A 14028-nucleotide genomic window follows, 5' to 3' on the forward strand; every position below is an offset into this window, starting at 1 on the left:
CGATCAGTGCACGGCGAGTGAGATTTTCTCCCGTTCCTCCGCGGACACCACGTCGCGGGTGGAGCGTAAGTCGATCGTCACGCTGTTGAGTTTGCCGCCGTAGCGGAACGTGCCCTTGTCCGCGAACTCTTCCGCGACCGGGCTTCCCCGGTTGATGCCGACGTCGAGCTGTTCGTTCATGCTGAAGATCGCCCGAGTGGTCTTCTCGATCCGGCCCTCGGAGACCACCACGCCGTCGACGCTCAGGGTGGCGGTTCCACCCTTGCCGATTCCGCCGCCGTCGTACTCGAAGTGGACGGACACCTCGCGCGCATCGGGTGCCAGCGGGTTGCGCCCACGCACGAAGGTCCGACCACCGCCGCTGAAGTTGTAGCAGTAGACGGGGACGGAATCGAGTATGTACAAAGCGAATCCGCCGAACCGGCCACCGAGGCTGACCAGCATGCCGTCGGCGACGCTACCCAGACTCGCGGTCAGCGTGTACGAGCGGTTGAAGAACGTCGGCGCGGCTTTCTCGACCAGGCCGTTCATGTGTGGGTACAGCGTGAGGGTCTTGCGGCCCATCATCGGATGCGGGGGTCGTGATTCCGCGGTGGCGTGGCGACCGACCGTTCTGTCGTCCAGCGGCAACACCTGATATTTGGCCGCCTCGACGAGGAACTTTTCCTTGAGCCGGGCCAGGATCTCGGGATGCTCGTCCGCGAGATCGCGGGCCTGCGACCAGTCGACCGAGGTGTCGTACAGCTCCCAGCGGTCTTCGCTCATCGGTGTGAGCTCGAGGCCGTGAGTGGCCATCAGCCAGGGTGCGCGGTGGGCCGTGACTGCGGTCCAACCGTGATCGTAGATTCCGCGGTTGCCGAAGATCTCGAAATACTGTGTGGTGTGGCGCTCTTCGGCGTCGGGCTCGGCGAAGGTGTAGTTCATCGCCACGCCTTCCATCGGTTTCTGGGTGACCCCGTCGACGCTGGTCGGTGCCGGAATGCCGGCAGCTTCCAGGATTGTCGGCGTGATGTCGACGCAGTGATGCCATTGCTCCCTGATGCCTGGCTTGTCGATCCCCTTGGGCCAGTGGGCGATCAGACCGTTTCGGGTACCGCCGTAGTGGGACGCAACCTGCTTGGCCCACTGGTACGGGGTGTCGAGAGCCAGAGCCCACGACGCCGGATAGTGCGGGTAGCTGGTTTCGGTCCCCAACTCGTCGTAGCGCGCCAGTACGTCGGATGTCGCACTCTTGTAACCGTTGAGGCCGGCGAGGTAATTGAACGAGCCCTCCATGCCGCCCTCGGCGGAGGCGCCGTTGTCACCCAGCATGTAGAGCACCAGAGTGTTGTCGAGTACACCCATTTCCTGCAACCGGTCGACGAGCCTGCCTACCTCGTCGTCGGTGTGCTCGAGAAATGCCGCGTACAACTCCATCAAACGGGCCGAGACCTTCTTCTGGTCGTCGTCGAGTTCGTCCCAGTGCGGGAGCCCCGGAGCCCAGGGGGCCAACTCGGTGTCAGGAGCGACGACGCCCAGTTCCTTCTGCTTTTGGAGGGTGATCTCACGTTGGCGATCCCACCCGTGATCGAATTCGCCGACGTACTTGTCCAGGTAGCGGTCCGGGACCTGGAGTGGAGCGTGGCACGCGCCGAAGGGGAGGTAGCAGAACCACGGCTTGTCCGGGTCCATCGTGTTGACGCCCTCGACCCATTCGATCGCGTGGTCGACGAGATCTTCGGACAGGTGGTAACCCTCCTGTGGCGTCTTGGGTAAGTCGACCATCGTGAAGTCCTCGTAGAGAACCGGGGCGAACTGATCGGATTCGGCACCGAGAAAACCGTAGAACTTGTCGAAACCCTCACGGACCGGCCACCGATCGAACGGCCCGGCAGCGGTGGTCTCCCACGTCGGGGTCTGGTGCATCTTGCCGAAAGCGCCCGTCGCATAGCCGTTTCCCTGCAGGACGCGTGCGACCGTGGCGGCAGAGGCAGGGCGGGTACCGTTGTATCCCGGTGCCGCGTTGGCCATTTCGGAGATGACACCCATACCGACACTGTGGTGGTTGCGCCCCGTCAGTGTGGCGGCACGCGTCGGCGAGCACAGAGCCGTGGTGTGGAATCGGCTGTATTTCACGCCGGTTTCGGCCAAACGCTCGGCGGTGGGCGTGCGGCACGGGCCACCGAACGCGGAGGGTGCGCCGAATCCGACGTCGTCGATCATGATCAGCAGCACGTTCGGGGCCCCGGCCGGCGGGCGAAGCGGTTCCGGGCGGGTGTACGGGGGATTCTGATCGGGGTAGTACACGGCGGCCGCGACGTTCGGCGTCTCGGGAATGATCGGGATGGAATGGCGATTCACCAGCAGGCTCCTTGGCGTGTGCAAAACCGGGGTCGATTAAGCAGTCGTCTTAATTTGGAGAGTATCGATCGGAATTCAGTTGGCGGCGTAGGTCTCGCTGACTGGGATAATCACCCCTGTGAGTGGTTAAGGAGTCCCTGCACTCCCTAACCGCGCACAGGGGTGGGTCTTGCGGAATTAAGTCAGTGACTTATATGGTCGGTATATGCCCGCCTCGTTGGATGCCAAGAACGCCATGATCGCCGTCGCCGAGCGGATGTTCGCCGAGCACGGTATTCACGAAGTGTCCATGCGGGACGTGGCGACTGCGGCCGGGCAGCGCAACAACTCTGCAGTTCAGTATCACTTCGGCGGGCGAGACGGTCTGGTGCTGGCCGTATTCCGGCATCGGATGGATCAGATCAATGCAGCGCGACTGACGTATCTCGACGACGTCGACGCCAGTGGGCGGACCGATCTGGTCCGTGCTTTGGTCGAAGCCTTCCTGTACCCGCTGGCCGATTTCATGGCGACGGTCGACGGGTCCAACTATGCGCGGTTCATCGCGAGAATTTCACCGTCAGTGGATACACAGAGTGCTGAGTTTCGCGAGGTCAGTGAAGGAATCAACGAGGTAGTCGGCAGGTTGACGCGGGCGTTGCCGCATCTGCCCCGCCGCGTCGCGGTGGAACGGATCGATCTGACGTTCAACATGAGCGTCTCTGCTCTGGCCATCTTCGAGCAGCGCCGCGAAGACGAAAACCCCGTTGTTCAGGCAGATTTCGATACGACGGTGGATCATCTGGTCGATCTCGCGGTAGGAGCACTGACCGCGCCCCAAAGCGCACACAAACGCACACGAGCAAAGTGGGTGCACGCGTCGACTGACGTGTGACCCCGCGACACGACACGACAGGACGGAGTCATTCGATGGCTACCCTTACATCATCACGAACAGTCCAAATCGGCAATCACACAATCGAATTCGGACCACGCGGAATGAGGCGCAATCCGGAAGGCGTTGAATCGAGGCCGTACGAGCGGTTCACTCTGACACCCGTCACACCGTTCATCGGTGCCGAGATCAGCGATATCGACTTGCGTGATCCGTCGGAGGAGCAGATCGAGGACGTGCGCCGGGCCCTCCTCGAATGGAAGGTCGTGTTCTTTCGGGACCAGCCGATTTCGAGCTTGAATCATCGTGACTTCGCGGCCCATTGGGGTGAACTCGAGGTTCATCCACTTCTCCCGCAGGGAGAGGTCCCGGCAGTCGTCAGATTCGAACGCGGAGAGGACAGTCCAGGAACGGAGAACATCTGGCACGTCGACGTCACCTGGACGAAGACGCCGCCGCTTGGTTCAGTACTTCGGGCGATCGACGTACCGCCTGCCGGTGGTGACACGCTCTGGGCCGATATGGGTAACGCCTTCGACTGCCTCCCCGACGAGATCAAGGACTTGATCGACGGCAAGGACGCCATCCACGATTTTGTGCCGTCCTTCGGACGCGGCATGAGCCCGGAGAAGTTGGAGCAGATGAAGGAGCAGTACCCGCCGGTTCTGCATCCGATGGTGCGTAAGCATCCGGAGACCGGGCGGAAGACGCTGTTCGTCAACAGCCTCTTCACCACCCACATTCCGGATATGGATCCTGTCGAAGGCAACGATCTGCTCAACCTGCTGTTCGCGCAGGTCAAGGTCCCGGACTTCCAGTGCCGCTTCAAGTGGGCGCCGAATTCCATTGCCTTCTGGGACAACCGGGCCACCCAGCACTACGCTGCGAGCGACTACTTCCCGCATCGCCGCGTCATGGAGCGGGTGGCCATCCTGGGGGACCGGCCCTTCTGATCTACTCCTGCGGAATGCGGATGATGCACCGGAAGCCGACGTGGCAGGTCGAGGACTCCTCGGATTCGCCCTGCCGCGCGGCGGGGCGATATCGCAAGCAGTAGTTCGGTGCACACAGATGTGAGCCGCCTTTGATCACCCGTCGTGCGTAGGGTTCGCCGGCCAAGGCCTCGGTGGCGAACTCCGCGCGGGGATTGCGAGGAATGCAGCACGACGAGGCCGGCGCGACGTTCTTGGAACTGTGGGCGTGGTCGGACGTGTAGTGATCGGCCGTCCATTCCCACACGTTCCCGGCCATGTCGAGCAGTCCGTAGCCGTTGGGCCGGAACTTTCCGACCGGAGCGGTGCGCTCGTACCCGTCCTCGAGCAGGTTCTCCCAGGGGAACTGGCCCTGCCATACGTTGCCACCGGGCCGCCCGCCCGGAGAGTCGCGATCGCCCCACACGTAGGCCTGGCGATCGAGTCCGCCGCGGGCGGCAAACTCCCACTCGGCCTCGGTCGGGAGTGCCTTGCCGGCCCACGCGGCGTAGGCCTGGGCGTCGAAGTACGACACGTGGGTGACGGGGTGCCGTTCACGTCCCCCGATGTTGCTGTCGGAGCCCTCGGGATGGCGCCAATCGGCGCCGGGAGTGAACGACCACCACCGGGTGTAGTCGTCGAGTGAAACCGGGCCGGGTGGCGAATTGAAGACCAACGATCCCGGGACGAGGAGGGCTGGATCGGCGTCGGGATAGTCGGCGGCATCCGGGGCGATTTCAGCAGTGGTGACGTGGCCAGTTGCCTTCACGAAGCGTCGGAACTCGGCGACTGTCACCGCCGTCGTGTCCATCCAGAATCCGTCGACGGTGACCTGGTGAACTGGGCGTTCTTCCGGATAGAAGTCTTCGGAGCCCATCCAGTACGTCCCACCCGGGATCAAAGACATGTTCTTCGGGGGAGTTGCCGTGGAGTGAGGCGTCGTCATGAATTCAAGAATGGCACGTTGGTCACGCCGATGTAGGGAGAGTCCCACCGAGTGTCTCGACACTTACACGGAGCGTCGAAATGCTCCGTGTCGCAGCCTCCGTAGATCAGGATTTAGGCGAAACAACTCGGATCGACTCCCTTGTCGATCAATCGATCTATTTCGCTGCACTGCAGCCAGTTTGAAGTTGCCGGTCTGGCCAGTGAGCGAGACAAGCAGGCCCTTGGGCGAGAGATTACTGGTTCCGCGAGACGGGACAGCCCCCACCTCTCCAGGCGGGGGCTCCGCTCGATGGTGTTAGATTCTGTGACTCGCCTGGATGTCGGCGAGGGTGTTGATCCGTCGCTGCAGGTAACGCGTTTGCGATCCGAACCATGCCGGTGCCCATAGCCAAGTCGTCACCGGGGAGACCGTCACGGACGAGTTCACAATCCCGTGGGCCTGGTTCAGCCGCTTCGCCGTACGGGATAGTCCCACAAGGCCGTAGAACGGGATGATCTGCGACCACCAGCGCGTCCAGCCCTCACGTTGATTCCCGGTGAAGCTTGCCAGTTCGCCGTTGATGCGGTCGTACCAGACGAGGTAATAGATTCCGAAGGTGATTACCGTCAGCCACCACAAACCCCACGGCCCTTGTTTCCGAATCGGGGTTTGCTGAGCCTGTAACTGAATCCCTTGTTGCGTCATTACGCTGTCCTTCGAGTCTGTTGCTCGCACTTTGCTCGGCGAGTGTGCAGTTATCAAACCAGACGGACGGGATTTATGATCAGCCGATCGAGGTGACTCGCATACTTCAAACGCAAATTTGGCTGTGATCACGCGGGAAAGCGCGGCGCCCGAGATCAGGCCGACGCAATTGTTCGTTGCTTGAGAACGCATTCCCATCTGCGCTTGAGATTCCAAATGTGCCCTCGGCAGGATTCGAACCTGCGACCCTTCCTTTAGGAGAGGAATGCTCTATCCCCTGAGCTACGAGGGCGGGGAGCGTACCGACAAGCGCTGAAAACCGTGTGCTGCCGGGGTTTTCGCTTCCCGATACTACTGTTGCATCCGCTCGACCTGTCGGCACGAAGCCTCGGGCGTCACAGCTGCGCTAGTCAGTGTAGCGGCCCGCCGACGAGGTCGCGAAGTCGACGGTATCGCCGGGTGCAAGAGGAGCCGAACCGATCGCACTGATCGCAATGGTGGTCACTGCGGAGCAGGCACGGCATGGTGCGGGAATGACCCGCAGAATCCGCTTCAACGCCTTTGCCATGAACTGCGTCGCCCATCAATCGCCAGGTCTGTGGCGCCACCCGGAGGACCAGTCGTCCAGGTACACGGATCTGAGGTACTGGACGGAATTGGCGAAACTCCTCGAGCGTGGACGATTCGACGGGCTGTTCCTGGCCGATGTGTTGGGAACCTACGACGTGTACGGCGGCAATCACGACGCAGCGCTGCGGCAGGGCGCGCAGGTACCGGTCTCGGACCCGCTACTGCTGGCGTCGGCGATGGCTGCCGTGACCGAGCACTTGGGCTTCGGTATCACCGCAGGTACAGCTTTCGAGCATCCGTACCCGTTTGCTCGGCGCTTGAGCACCCTCGACCACCTGACGAACGGGCGAATCGGGTGGAACGTGGTCACCGGATACCTCCCGTCGGCCGCACGGAACATGGGCGAGGACGACCAACTCCAGCACGACGATCGCTACGACCACGCGGACGAGTACCTCGAAGTTCTCTACAAGTTGTGGGAAACGTCGTGGGAAGACGACGCGGTGGTGCGTGACAGAACCACCGGGGTCTACACGGACCCCTCTAAAGTTCATCCGATCGAGCACGAAGGCAAGCACTTCACGGTTCCGGGCATCCACATCTCCGAACCTTCTCCGCAGCGGACGCCGGTCATCTTCCAGGCCGGCGCGTCGCCACGCGGGGTTCGGTTCGCCGCCGAGAATGCCGAGGCGATCTTTGTGGGTGCACCGACAAAGGCGATTCTCAAAGACACCGTTGCCCGAATCCGAAACGAACTGACGAAGGTCGGGCGCGATCCGTACTCGGCCCGCATCTACACACTGTTGACGATCATCACCGACCGAACCCCCGAGTTGGCCCAGGCGAAGCTCGAGGACTACCGCAGCTACGCGAGTAGTGAAGGTGCACTCGTTTTCACCTCGGGGTGGATGGGAATCGACCTCTCCGGATACCGAGCGGACGAGCCGATCGGGAACGTCGAGAGCAACGCCATTCAATCCGCGGTCGCATCGTTTCGTCAGGCCGACGAGAAGGGCGGCGAATGGACGGTGGGAGACATCGCGGAGTGGGCGGGTATCGGCGGGCTCGGCCCGATCGTTGTCGGTTCCGGCGCGGAGGTCGCCGACGAGTTGCAGGAGTGGGTTGCCGAGACCGACGTCGACGGCTTCAATCTCGCGTACGCGGTGACTCCTGGAACCTTCGAAGACATTGTGGAGCATGTGATTCCGGAGCTGACGAGGAGGGGTGCCTACCAGAGCGACTACGAAGCGGGGACGCTGCGCAACAAATTGTTCGGGCGAGGGGACAGGCTGCCGCTCGAACACCGAGGCCGGAGCTTCGACCGGATCCGCACTGCCGGCTGAGTGGGGATCTCAGGACCAGCCGGACCCCGGCACGTGCACCGAGGTGGTGAGGTCGATCGCCTCGATGTCCGAAGACCTCAGTTCCTCACCACACGCACTACAACCCAGCCTTGCTTCGAACCGCTTTCCACACGCCTTGTGATGGAGAACGATGTCCGGACCGTCCGCGGATCTGAACCAGCGCTGACCCCACGAGATCATGCACATCACGACGGGGAAGTACGCGGTTCCCTTGTCGGTGAGTCGATACTCCGACCACTGTGGGCGATCCGGAAGCGGCCGCGTTTCCATCACACCGATCTCGGTGAGGTGCTTCAACCGATCGGCGACGATTGCCGGCGGCGCACCGGTGATCTCGGCGAACTCTCCGTAGCGACGGGCACCGCGGAAAGCTGCCCCGATGATCGCTGCCGACCAGCGATTGCCGACGAGTTCCATCGTGTGAGCCAGGATTTCCGGTCGGCGTTCGGACTTGGTGGAGCGGCGCCTCGACGTTGCTTCGGGCACACTGCGTGAGAAGTCCCCACTCGGCCCCATTCGGGAGTCCAGGGATCGCACGTCCACGTCCTCGCCGCACTCCTTGCAACGTAGGATCGGAGTGAAGTCGTTTCCGCAGGTGCTGTGCCGCAGCGGTGGTAGTGGCGCGATTTCATTCGGTGCCCACTGCTTCTCCCACGACCACATGGTGATGAGGACCGGCCAGATCGACTGGCCTTTGCGAGTGACCGAGTATTCGTGCCTCGGCGGGTTCTGCTGGTACTCCCGGCGCTCGAGCATTCCGCCGGCCGTCAGGACTGCCAACCGTGAGGACAGCACCGAGTTGGAGATTCCCCCGAGAGCCAGCCAGTCGTTGTATCGACGCGACCCCAAAAGGGCGAACCGCAGAATCCAGAGGTTCCACTCGTCTCCCAGTAGCCCGAGCGTGACCGCCAGTGCGTTGGGTCCGCCCGCAGGCAACTCGGTGACGCCCACCGACGGCGTGGGTGTCGGAGATCCGGCCGACGCCGAAGATCCGGTTGCATTCACTCGTACCACCCCGAAATCATAGGCCGCGAACCCTGCGGCACCGCGAGACCGTACCGAGTGGTCTGCAGAAAGAGTCGGGAATCACTCGATACGGGCAATGAGTAACGCTTCCTGGGTGATTTGGCAGATCTGGAGTCCGGACTGATCGAAGACCGCGGCATTCACGACTGCTCTGCCGGCATGAGCAGTGGGTGTCGAATGCTCGAAGAGGAGCCACTCGTCCGCTCGCACGGGACGCTGAAACCACATCGTGTGATCGAGGGACACGCCCGTCCAATCCGTATCGAGCGAGTGCTCCTGCCCGATGTCGTAGCCGTGCGGAGTCAGCGCGGTTGCCATCAGCATCAGATCACTGGCATAGGCGAGAGCAGCGACGTGAATCAGCGGATCGTCGCTCAGTCGCTGAGCCGAACGCATCCAGATGTTGCACGGAGGCGCCGCCGAATGCGTCGTGGGGGACTGCGAATCGAGGGGGGACACACGAATCTCGATGGCGGAGAACTCCTCCCACACCTCGCCCAGCCCACCGTCTGCCTCGGCCAACTCCTGCAACGTCACGCACTCAGCGGGCGGGAGCGCGGCGGGTACGGCTCGACTGTGAGTGATGCCCTCGTCGATCGAGGAGGCTGATACCGTCGAACGGCAGACGAGTCGTCCGTCCTGGTGGACGTCGACGCCTCTGGTGGACAGGCGTTTTCCGTCCCGAAGGCGATCTACCGAGAACTCGGTCGCGCGATTCGTCGACCCCGGGCGAAGGAAGTGCGTGTGGACGGAACTGATCGCTTTGCCGTCGGTAACCGTGTGCCCGGCTGCGAGAATCGACTGGGCGACCAGTTGGCCGCCGAACAACTGAGGTAGCCGAACACCGTCGTTCGACCCTTGCCACCGGTCCTGGCCGGTCGATTCCAGATCGAAGACGTCAGCGAGACCACTCGTGGGGGCGCTCACGACGCGTGGTTTCGTGCCGGACGGGGCGGACGGGGAAAGAAGCCACTGGTCCGGGCGACGTAGTCGTCGTAGGCCTGGCCTTTGCTCTTGCGCATGCCTCGTTCGAGCAAGGCCTTACCGCTGTAGCTCACCAGTAGTTTGATCATGACGATCGGCGAGACGATCGTGATCAGCGCCAATGGATCACCAAGCGCGAGGATGAACAGTCCGACCCAGACACATGCGTCGCCGAAGTAGTTGGGATGCCGGGTCCAGGCCCAGAGTCCACGATCCATCACCATTCCCGAATTGGCCGGATCTGCCTTGAATCGGGAAAGTTGGTAGTCACCAACCGATTCGAAGACGAAGCCGACGGTCCAGACTGCGATGCCGATAGCGCCGATGACTCCGAGGGCGCGAAACTCGTACATCGCGAACTGGACGGGCAGCGACACCACGAGAATGAGAACGCCCTGGAGGCCGTAGATTTTGCGAATCAGGAACGGAACCAGCGGTCCCTGTTGATGTTTGAGCAGGGCAGTGTAGCGCTTGTCCTGCCCGTGCCCACGGTTTCGGAAGCCGATGTAGAGGCCGAGTCGCATTCCCCACACCACGGTCAGTGCCAGCACCACGAGGCGACGCAGATCGTTGCCGTCCGATCCGATGGACGTCAGGTACGAGACGACGGCGACGACGGCGAAGCCAGGCCCCCAACAGATGTCGATGATCGAGTGATTGTTCATCCGGATGGCTACGGCCATCACGACTGCGATGAAGACGAGCACGGCGAGTGCGCTCACACCGAAGTTCAGTGCAAGGTCGCCCAATGGGATGTCGGTCATGCGCGCGCTTTCTGATTGTGGTGGTCGAGCAGTTCGGAAGCGAAGTCCGCGAAGGCTTCCTGTGCGCTCGGATAGGTGTGATGAGTGCCGAGCCGGCTGGTCACGAGCAGTGCGTCGAGCGCTTTGGCATCGAGTTCTGTGGTGGTGGGCAAGAATTCGGTCGAGCCCTCGACGGCGTCGGCCGAACGCACTCCGTTACCTGCCGTGACGATCACCTGCCCGTTGGTCGTGGACTCGGGATCGACGAGGGCAGTGACCACCGGGGCTACCAGGTCGGCACCCATGATGTCGATGAATCGTGGGTCCATTCCGGACTCGGTCATCTGCGTAGTGGCATAGGGCAGTACGACATTGGTGAACACATTGCGACTCGAACCTTCGCCGGCCGCGGTGCGGCCCAGTGCGATGACGGCACCCTTACTGGCGGCGTAGGCGGACACGGTGGGTTCGCCGTGCAGTCCTGCGGTCGAGGCAATCATCACGATGCGCCCGAATCCGGCTTCGCGCATGACTCGGGAGGCTTCAGCGGCAACCAGCGCGGTCCCGACGACGTTTGTCGTGATGACGGTGCTGAGGTTCTCGGCGGTGGTGCGATGGAGCATCTGTGGACCGCTGACCGCGGCGCTGGTGATGCAGAAGTCGAGTCGTCCGAACCGAGTGAGAGCGTCGTCCACCAACTTTCGACCGACCTCGGGGTCGGTGACGTCGTCGTGGTTGGCGACGGCGTGGCCACCGGCTTCGAGGATTTCGTCGACGACCTGATCTGCAGGGCCCCGGCCGCTCCCGTCGAGTGTGCGATTTCGATTGTTGACGATCACCGTGACCCCTCGGCTCGCGAGATGCAGTGCGACGGCACGGCCGAGGCCCTTACCCCCTCCCGTGACGACGGCAACGCGGCCCGAGAGTGAACTGGCGGTCACGAGGCGATCCGTTCGACGAGCACCGCGACTCCGACACCGGCGGCGCCGCTGACCGCGGCCACACCGTAGCGTCCGTCGCTCCGTACCAGTTCGTCGACGCACGCGCCGACGAGAATTGCTCCGGTGGCGCCGAATGCATGGCCCATCGCCATCGTGCCTCCGTTGGGGTTCATGCGGTCCGGCCCGGCGTCAAGATCGCGGCGGAACCGTAGGCAGAGCGCGGAGAAGGCCTCTGCGAACTCGAACACGTCGATGTCCTGTGGACGAAGCCCGGCTCGAGCGATGACTGCCTCCACGGCGCTCTGGCCCGCCGTGAGCATGAGAACCGGATTCACCGAAGTCGAGGCGGATCCGATGATCCGTGCGCGAGGGGTCAGGCCGGCTCTGGCCGCGGCTTTCTCGGATCCGAGGAGTAGTAGTGCTGCGCCGTCGGCCATGGCGGGAGAGGATCCGACGGTGTGCAGGTGTTCGATCTTGCCGACCTCAGGGTAGGCGGCGAGCGCGAGTGCATCCTGACCGGCGGCGCCGAGCCCTTCGAAGGCCGGAGGCAGCGCGGCGAGTCCCTCTGCCGTCGTCTCTGCCCTGACCAGTTCGTCGTGCGCGATTCCGGCTTCACCATTTCTGCCGGGAACGGGCACAACGGACCGCTCGAATGCGCCGTTGCGCCAGGCCTCGGCAGCCTTGTGCTGGGTTTCGACGCCGTACGCATCCAACTCGTCGCGGGAGTACCCCTCGATCGTGGCATTCAAGTCGGCGGCAACACCCATATGGATGGAGCCGATCTGCGCGATGGTTGCCGGGTCGGTCCACAGCGGTCCGCGATCACTGAACATCGGAGTGCGGGAGACGCTTTCGACGCCACCGGCCACGACGAGGGAGACGTCGTCGCTGCGAATGCGGGCTGCGCTCTGGCCGACTGCGTCGACGCCGGATGCGCAGAAACGATTGAGGGTCGCGCCGGGAACGGAATCGCCCCAACCGGCAAGGAGTGCGGCAGTTCTCGCGATGTTCGCGCCCTGCTCGTCCACCTGCGATGCGCAACCGAGAACGACGTCGTCGATCTGTTCTGCGGCGAGGTTCGTTCGACCCTGCAAAGCCTTGGCCAGGTGGACGACAAGATCGACTGGGCTGTGTTCGTGGAGGGCACCTCGCGTCGATGCTCGGCCGCGCGGTGTGCGCACGTAGTCGAGGACAAAAGCATCAGTCATTTTCAACCCTTCAATTAGTAGAGTTACTCTGCTAGTTGTAGTACGGTTGCGATGAAATTACAACCGCCGATGCACGGGTATCTCGGTGACGTCACCGATGCCGGATCGGCAAGGGGAGAGGTCATGACTGTTTCGAACATTTGGATTCTCGGCGGGTACCAATCCGACTTCGCACGGAACTTCACCCGTGAGGAACTCGATTTCGCGAACCTTGCCGAAGAGGTGGTGAACCACACCCTGGCCGCGGCGAAGGTTCCTGCCGCCGACATCGAGGTGATCCACGTCGGTAATGCCTTCGGTCAATTGTTTGCCGGCCAAGGTCAGCTGGGTGCGATGCCCGCCACCGTGCATCCAGATCTATGGGGTGTGCCCTCGTCCCGGCACGAGGCGGCGTGCGCATCGGGCAGTATCGCCGTACTTGCAGCGATGGCAGACCTGCGCGCCGGCAACTACGACGCGGCTCTGGTGATGGGTATCGAACTGGAGAAGACGGTTCCGGGTGATGACGCGGCCGGACATCTGGGCGCTGCAGCCTGGGTCGGACACGAAGGTCAGGAAGCAAAATTCATGTGGCCGTACATGTTCGATCGTGTGTCGAAGGAGTACGGGCGGCGCTACGGGATCGACGAATCTCACCTTCGCGCGATCTCGCAGATCAATTTCGCGAACGCGAAGAACAACCCCAATGCACAGACACGCGGTTGGGCGGTACCCGATCTGCTCGGGAATGCAGGCGGCGACGACGCCACCAATCCTGTTGTGGAAGGCGGTGTTCGACGATTCGATTGCAGCCAGGTGACCGACGGTGGCGCCGGGGTTGTGCTGGTGACGGACAAGTACCTCCGTGAGCATCCTGATGCCGCGGCGACTCCGCTGGCCCAGATCGCGGGCTGGGGTCACCGGACTGTTGGTTTAGGTCTCGAGCAGAAGCTGGCCCGCGACGCCGATAATCCCTACGTGATGCCACACGTTCGGGATGCGGTGATGGGTGCCTTCTCCCGGGCGGGAGTCGACCTGGCCGGGATAGACGGGATCGAAACACATGATTGTTTCACGGCGAGTGAGTATCTCGCGATCGACCACATCGGTCTGACCGCGCCCGGCGAGTCGTGGAAAGCCATCGAGAGTGGTGACATCGCCATGGGCGGCAAGCTACCGATCAACCCCAGCGGCGGTCTGATCGGCGGTGGTCATCCGGTGGGTGCCAGTGGTGTTCGAATGCTTCTCGACGCGGCCCATCAGGTGACGGGAAAGGCCGGCGGTTTCCAAGTCGAGGGTGCGAGCCGCTTTGCGACGCTCAACTTCGGTGGAAGTACGGCCACCACCGTCAGTTTTGTCGTCGACGCAGTTTCCTGAAAGTGCAGCCCAGCCTTT

12 protein-coding genes and 1 tRNA gene are annotated in these 14028 nt (G+C 62.7%); 4 read left to right on the forward strand and 9 right to left on the reverse strand.

What is annotated here, in order from left to right; translation table 11 throughout:
- Positions 1-3 precede the first annotated feature (3 nt).
- Positions 4-2340 (reverse strand): arylsulfatase, encoded by a 2337-nt coding sequence (locus EEB12_RS22945; protein ID WP_141488563.1) that lies wholly within the window; start codon positions 2338-2340, stop codon positions 4-6.
- Between the two features lie 205 nt (positions 2341-2545).
- Here EEB12_RS22945 and EEB12_RS22950 point away from each other — a divergent pair, with 205 nt between their 5' ends.
- Both EEB12_RS22950 and EEB12_RS22955 read left to right on the forward strand, forming a co-directional pair.
- Positions 2546-3214: a TetR family transcriptional regulator gene (locus tag EEB12_RS22950; protein ID WP_020970413.1), complete on the forward strand. Its 669-nt coding sequence runs from the start codon at positions 2546-2548 to the stop codon at positions 3212-3214.
- Between the two features lie 35 nt (positions 3215-3249).
- Positions 3250-4167, forward strand: a complete 918-nt coding sequence (locus EEB12_RS22955) for a TauD/TfdA dioxygenase family protein (RefSeq protein WP_029255969.1) — start codon at positions 3250-3252, stop codon at positions 4165-4167.
- Between the two features lies 1 nt (position 4168).
- Here the strand turns inward: EEB12_RS22955 and EEB12_RS22960 are convergent, their stop codons facing one another.
- The 3 genes from EEB12_RS22960 to EEB12_RS22970 form a co-directional block, all read right to left on the reverse strand.
- On the reverse strand, positions 4169-5131 hold the full coding sequence (locus tag EEB12_RS22960) for a formylglycine-generating enzyme family protein (RefSeq protein ID WP_141488564.1): 963 nt from the start codon (positions 5129-5131) through the stop codon (positions 4169-4171).
- A 297-nt stretch (positions 5132-5428) separates the two neighbouring features.
- Positions 5429-5818, reverse strand: coding sequence for a DUF4234 domain-containing protein (locus EEB12_RS22965; protein ID WP_141488565.1), 390 nt, complete (start codon positions 5816-5818; stop codon positions 5429-5431).
- A gap of 219 nt (positions 5819-6037) precedes the next feature.
- Positions 6038-6110 (reverse strand) — tRNA-Arg (locus tag EEB12_RS22970).
- A 241-nt stretch (positions 6111-6351) separates the two neighbouring features.
- Between EEB12_RS22970 and EEB12_RS22975 the strand changes: the two genes are divergently transcribed.
- Entirely contained in the window at positions 6352-7731 is a 1380-nt protein-coding gene (locus EEB12_RS22975) for an LLM class flavin-dependent oxidoreductase (RefSeq protein ID WP_029255967.1), read from the forward strand.
- A 9-nt stretch (positions 7732-7740) separates the two neighbouring features.
- On the opposite strand, the gene EEB12_RS22980 is transcribed toward EEB12_RS22975, so the two are convergent.
- From EEB12_RS22980 to EEB12_RS23000, 5 genes are all read right to left on the reverse strand, one after another.
- Positions 7741-8757 (reverse strand): winged helix-turn-helix transcriptional regulator, encoded by a 1017-nt coding sequence (locus tag EEB12_RS22980; protein WP_031330889.1) that lies wholly within the window; start codon positions 8755-8757, stop codon positions 7741-7743.
- An 81-nt stretch (positions 8758-8838) separates the two neighbouring features.
- Entirely contained in the window at positions 8839-9705 is an 867-nt protein-coding gene (locus EEB12_RS22985; RefSeq protein WP_141488566.1) for an acyl-CoA thioesterase, read from the reverse strand.
- Positions 9702-10526, reverse strand: coding sequence for a DUF1295 domain-containing protein (locus EEB12_RS22990; RefSeq protein ID WP_029255965.1), 825 nt, complete (start codon positions 10524-10526; stop codon positions 9702-9704). The genes EEB12_RS22985 and EEB12_RS22990 overlap by 4 nt, the downstream gene beginning before the upstream one ends.
- On the reverse strand, positions 10523-11446 hold the full coding sequence (locus EEB12_RS22995) for an SDR family NAD(P)-dependent oxidoreductase (protein ID WP_141488567.1): 924 nt from the start codon (positions 11444-11446) through the stop codon (positions 10523-10525). Before EEB12_RS22995 ends, EEB12_RS22990 begins: the two co-directional genes overlap by 4 nt.
- Entirely contained in the window at positions 11443-12654 is a 1212-nt protein-coding gene (locus EEB12_RS23000; protein WP_019744813.1) for an acetyl-CoA C-acyltransferase, read from the reverse strand. The genes EEB12_RS22995 and EEB12_RS23000 overlap by 4 nt, the downstream gene beginning before the upstream one ends.
- Positions 12655-12777: 123 nt before the next feature.
- On the opposite strand from EEB12_RS23000, the gene EEB12_RS23005 reads away from it, so the two are divergent.
- Complete coding sequence (locus EEB12_RS23005) at positions 12778-14010, forward strand: acetyl-CoA acetyltransferase (protein WP_020908687.1); 1233 nt, start codon at positions 12778-12780, stop codon at positions 14008-14010.
- The last annotated feature ends 18 nt before the right edge of the window (positions 14011-14028 follow it).

Origin of the sequence: Rhodococcus sp. WS1 (assembly GCF_003797745.1) — a bacterium.
In the GTDB taxonomy this organism is placed as follows: Bacteria; Actinomycetota; Actinomycetes; order Mycobacteriales; family Mycobacteriaceae; genus Rhodococcus_F; species Rhodococcus_F erythropolis.

What these genes read in the sequence shown, in the direction of transcription:
- EEB12_RS22950 (WP_020970413.1), top strand. Translation starts at nt 2,546, where the DNA reads ATGCCCGCCTCGTTGGATGCCAAGAACGCCATGATCGCCGTCGCCGAG.
- EEB12_RS22955 (WP_029255969.1), top strand. Translation starts at nt 3,250, where the DNA reads ATGGCTACCCTTACATCATCACGAACAGTCCAAATCGGCAATCACACA.
- EEB12_RS22960 (WP_141488564.1), bottom strand. Translation starts at nt 5,131, where the DNA reads ATGACGACGCCTCACTCCACGGCAACTCCCCCGAAGAACATGTCTTTG.
- EEB12_RS22965 (WP_141488565.1), bottom strand. Translation starts at nt 5,818, where the DNA reads ATGACGCAACAAGGGATTCAGTTACAGGCTCAGCAAACCCCGATTCGG.
- EEB12_RS22975 (WP_029255967.1), top strand. Translation starts at nt 6,352, where the DNA reads ATGACCCGCAGAATCCGCTTCAACGCCTTTGCCATGAACTGCGTCGCC.
- EEB12_RS22990 (WP_029255965.1), bottom strand. Translation starts at nt 10,526, where the DNA reads ATGACCGACATCCCATTGGGCGACCTTGCACTGAACTTCGGTGTGAGC.
- EEB12_RS23000 (WP_019744813.1), bottom strand. Translation starts at nt 12,654, where the DNA reads ATGACTGATGCTTTTGTCCTCGACTACGTGCGCACACCGCGCGGCCGA.
- EEB12_RS23005 (WP_020908687.1), top strand. Translation starts at nt 12,778, where the DNA reads ATGACTGTTTCGAACATTTGGATTCTCGGCGGGTACCAATCCGACTTC.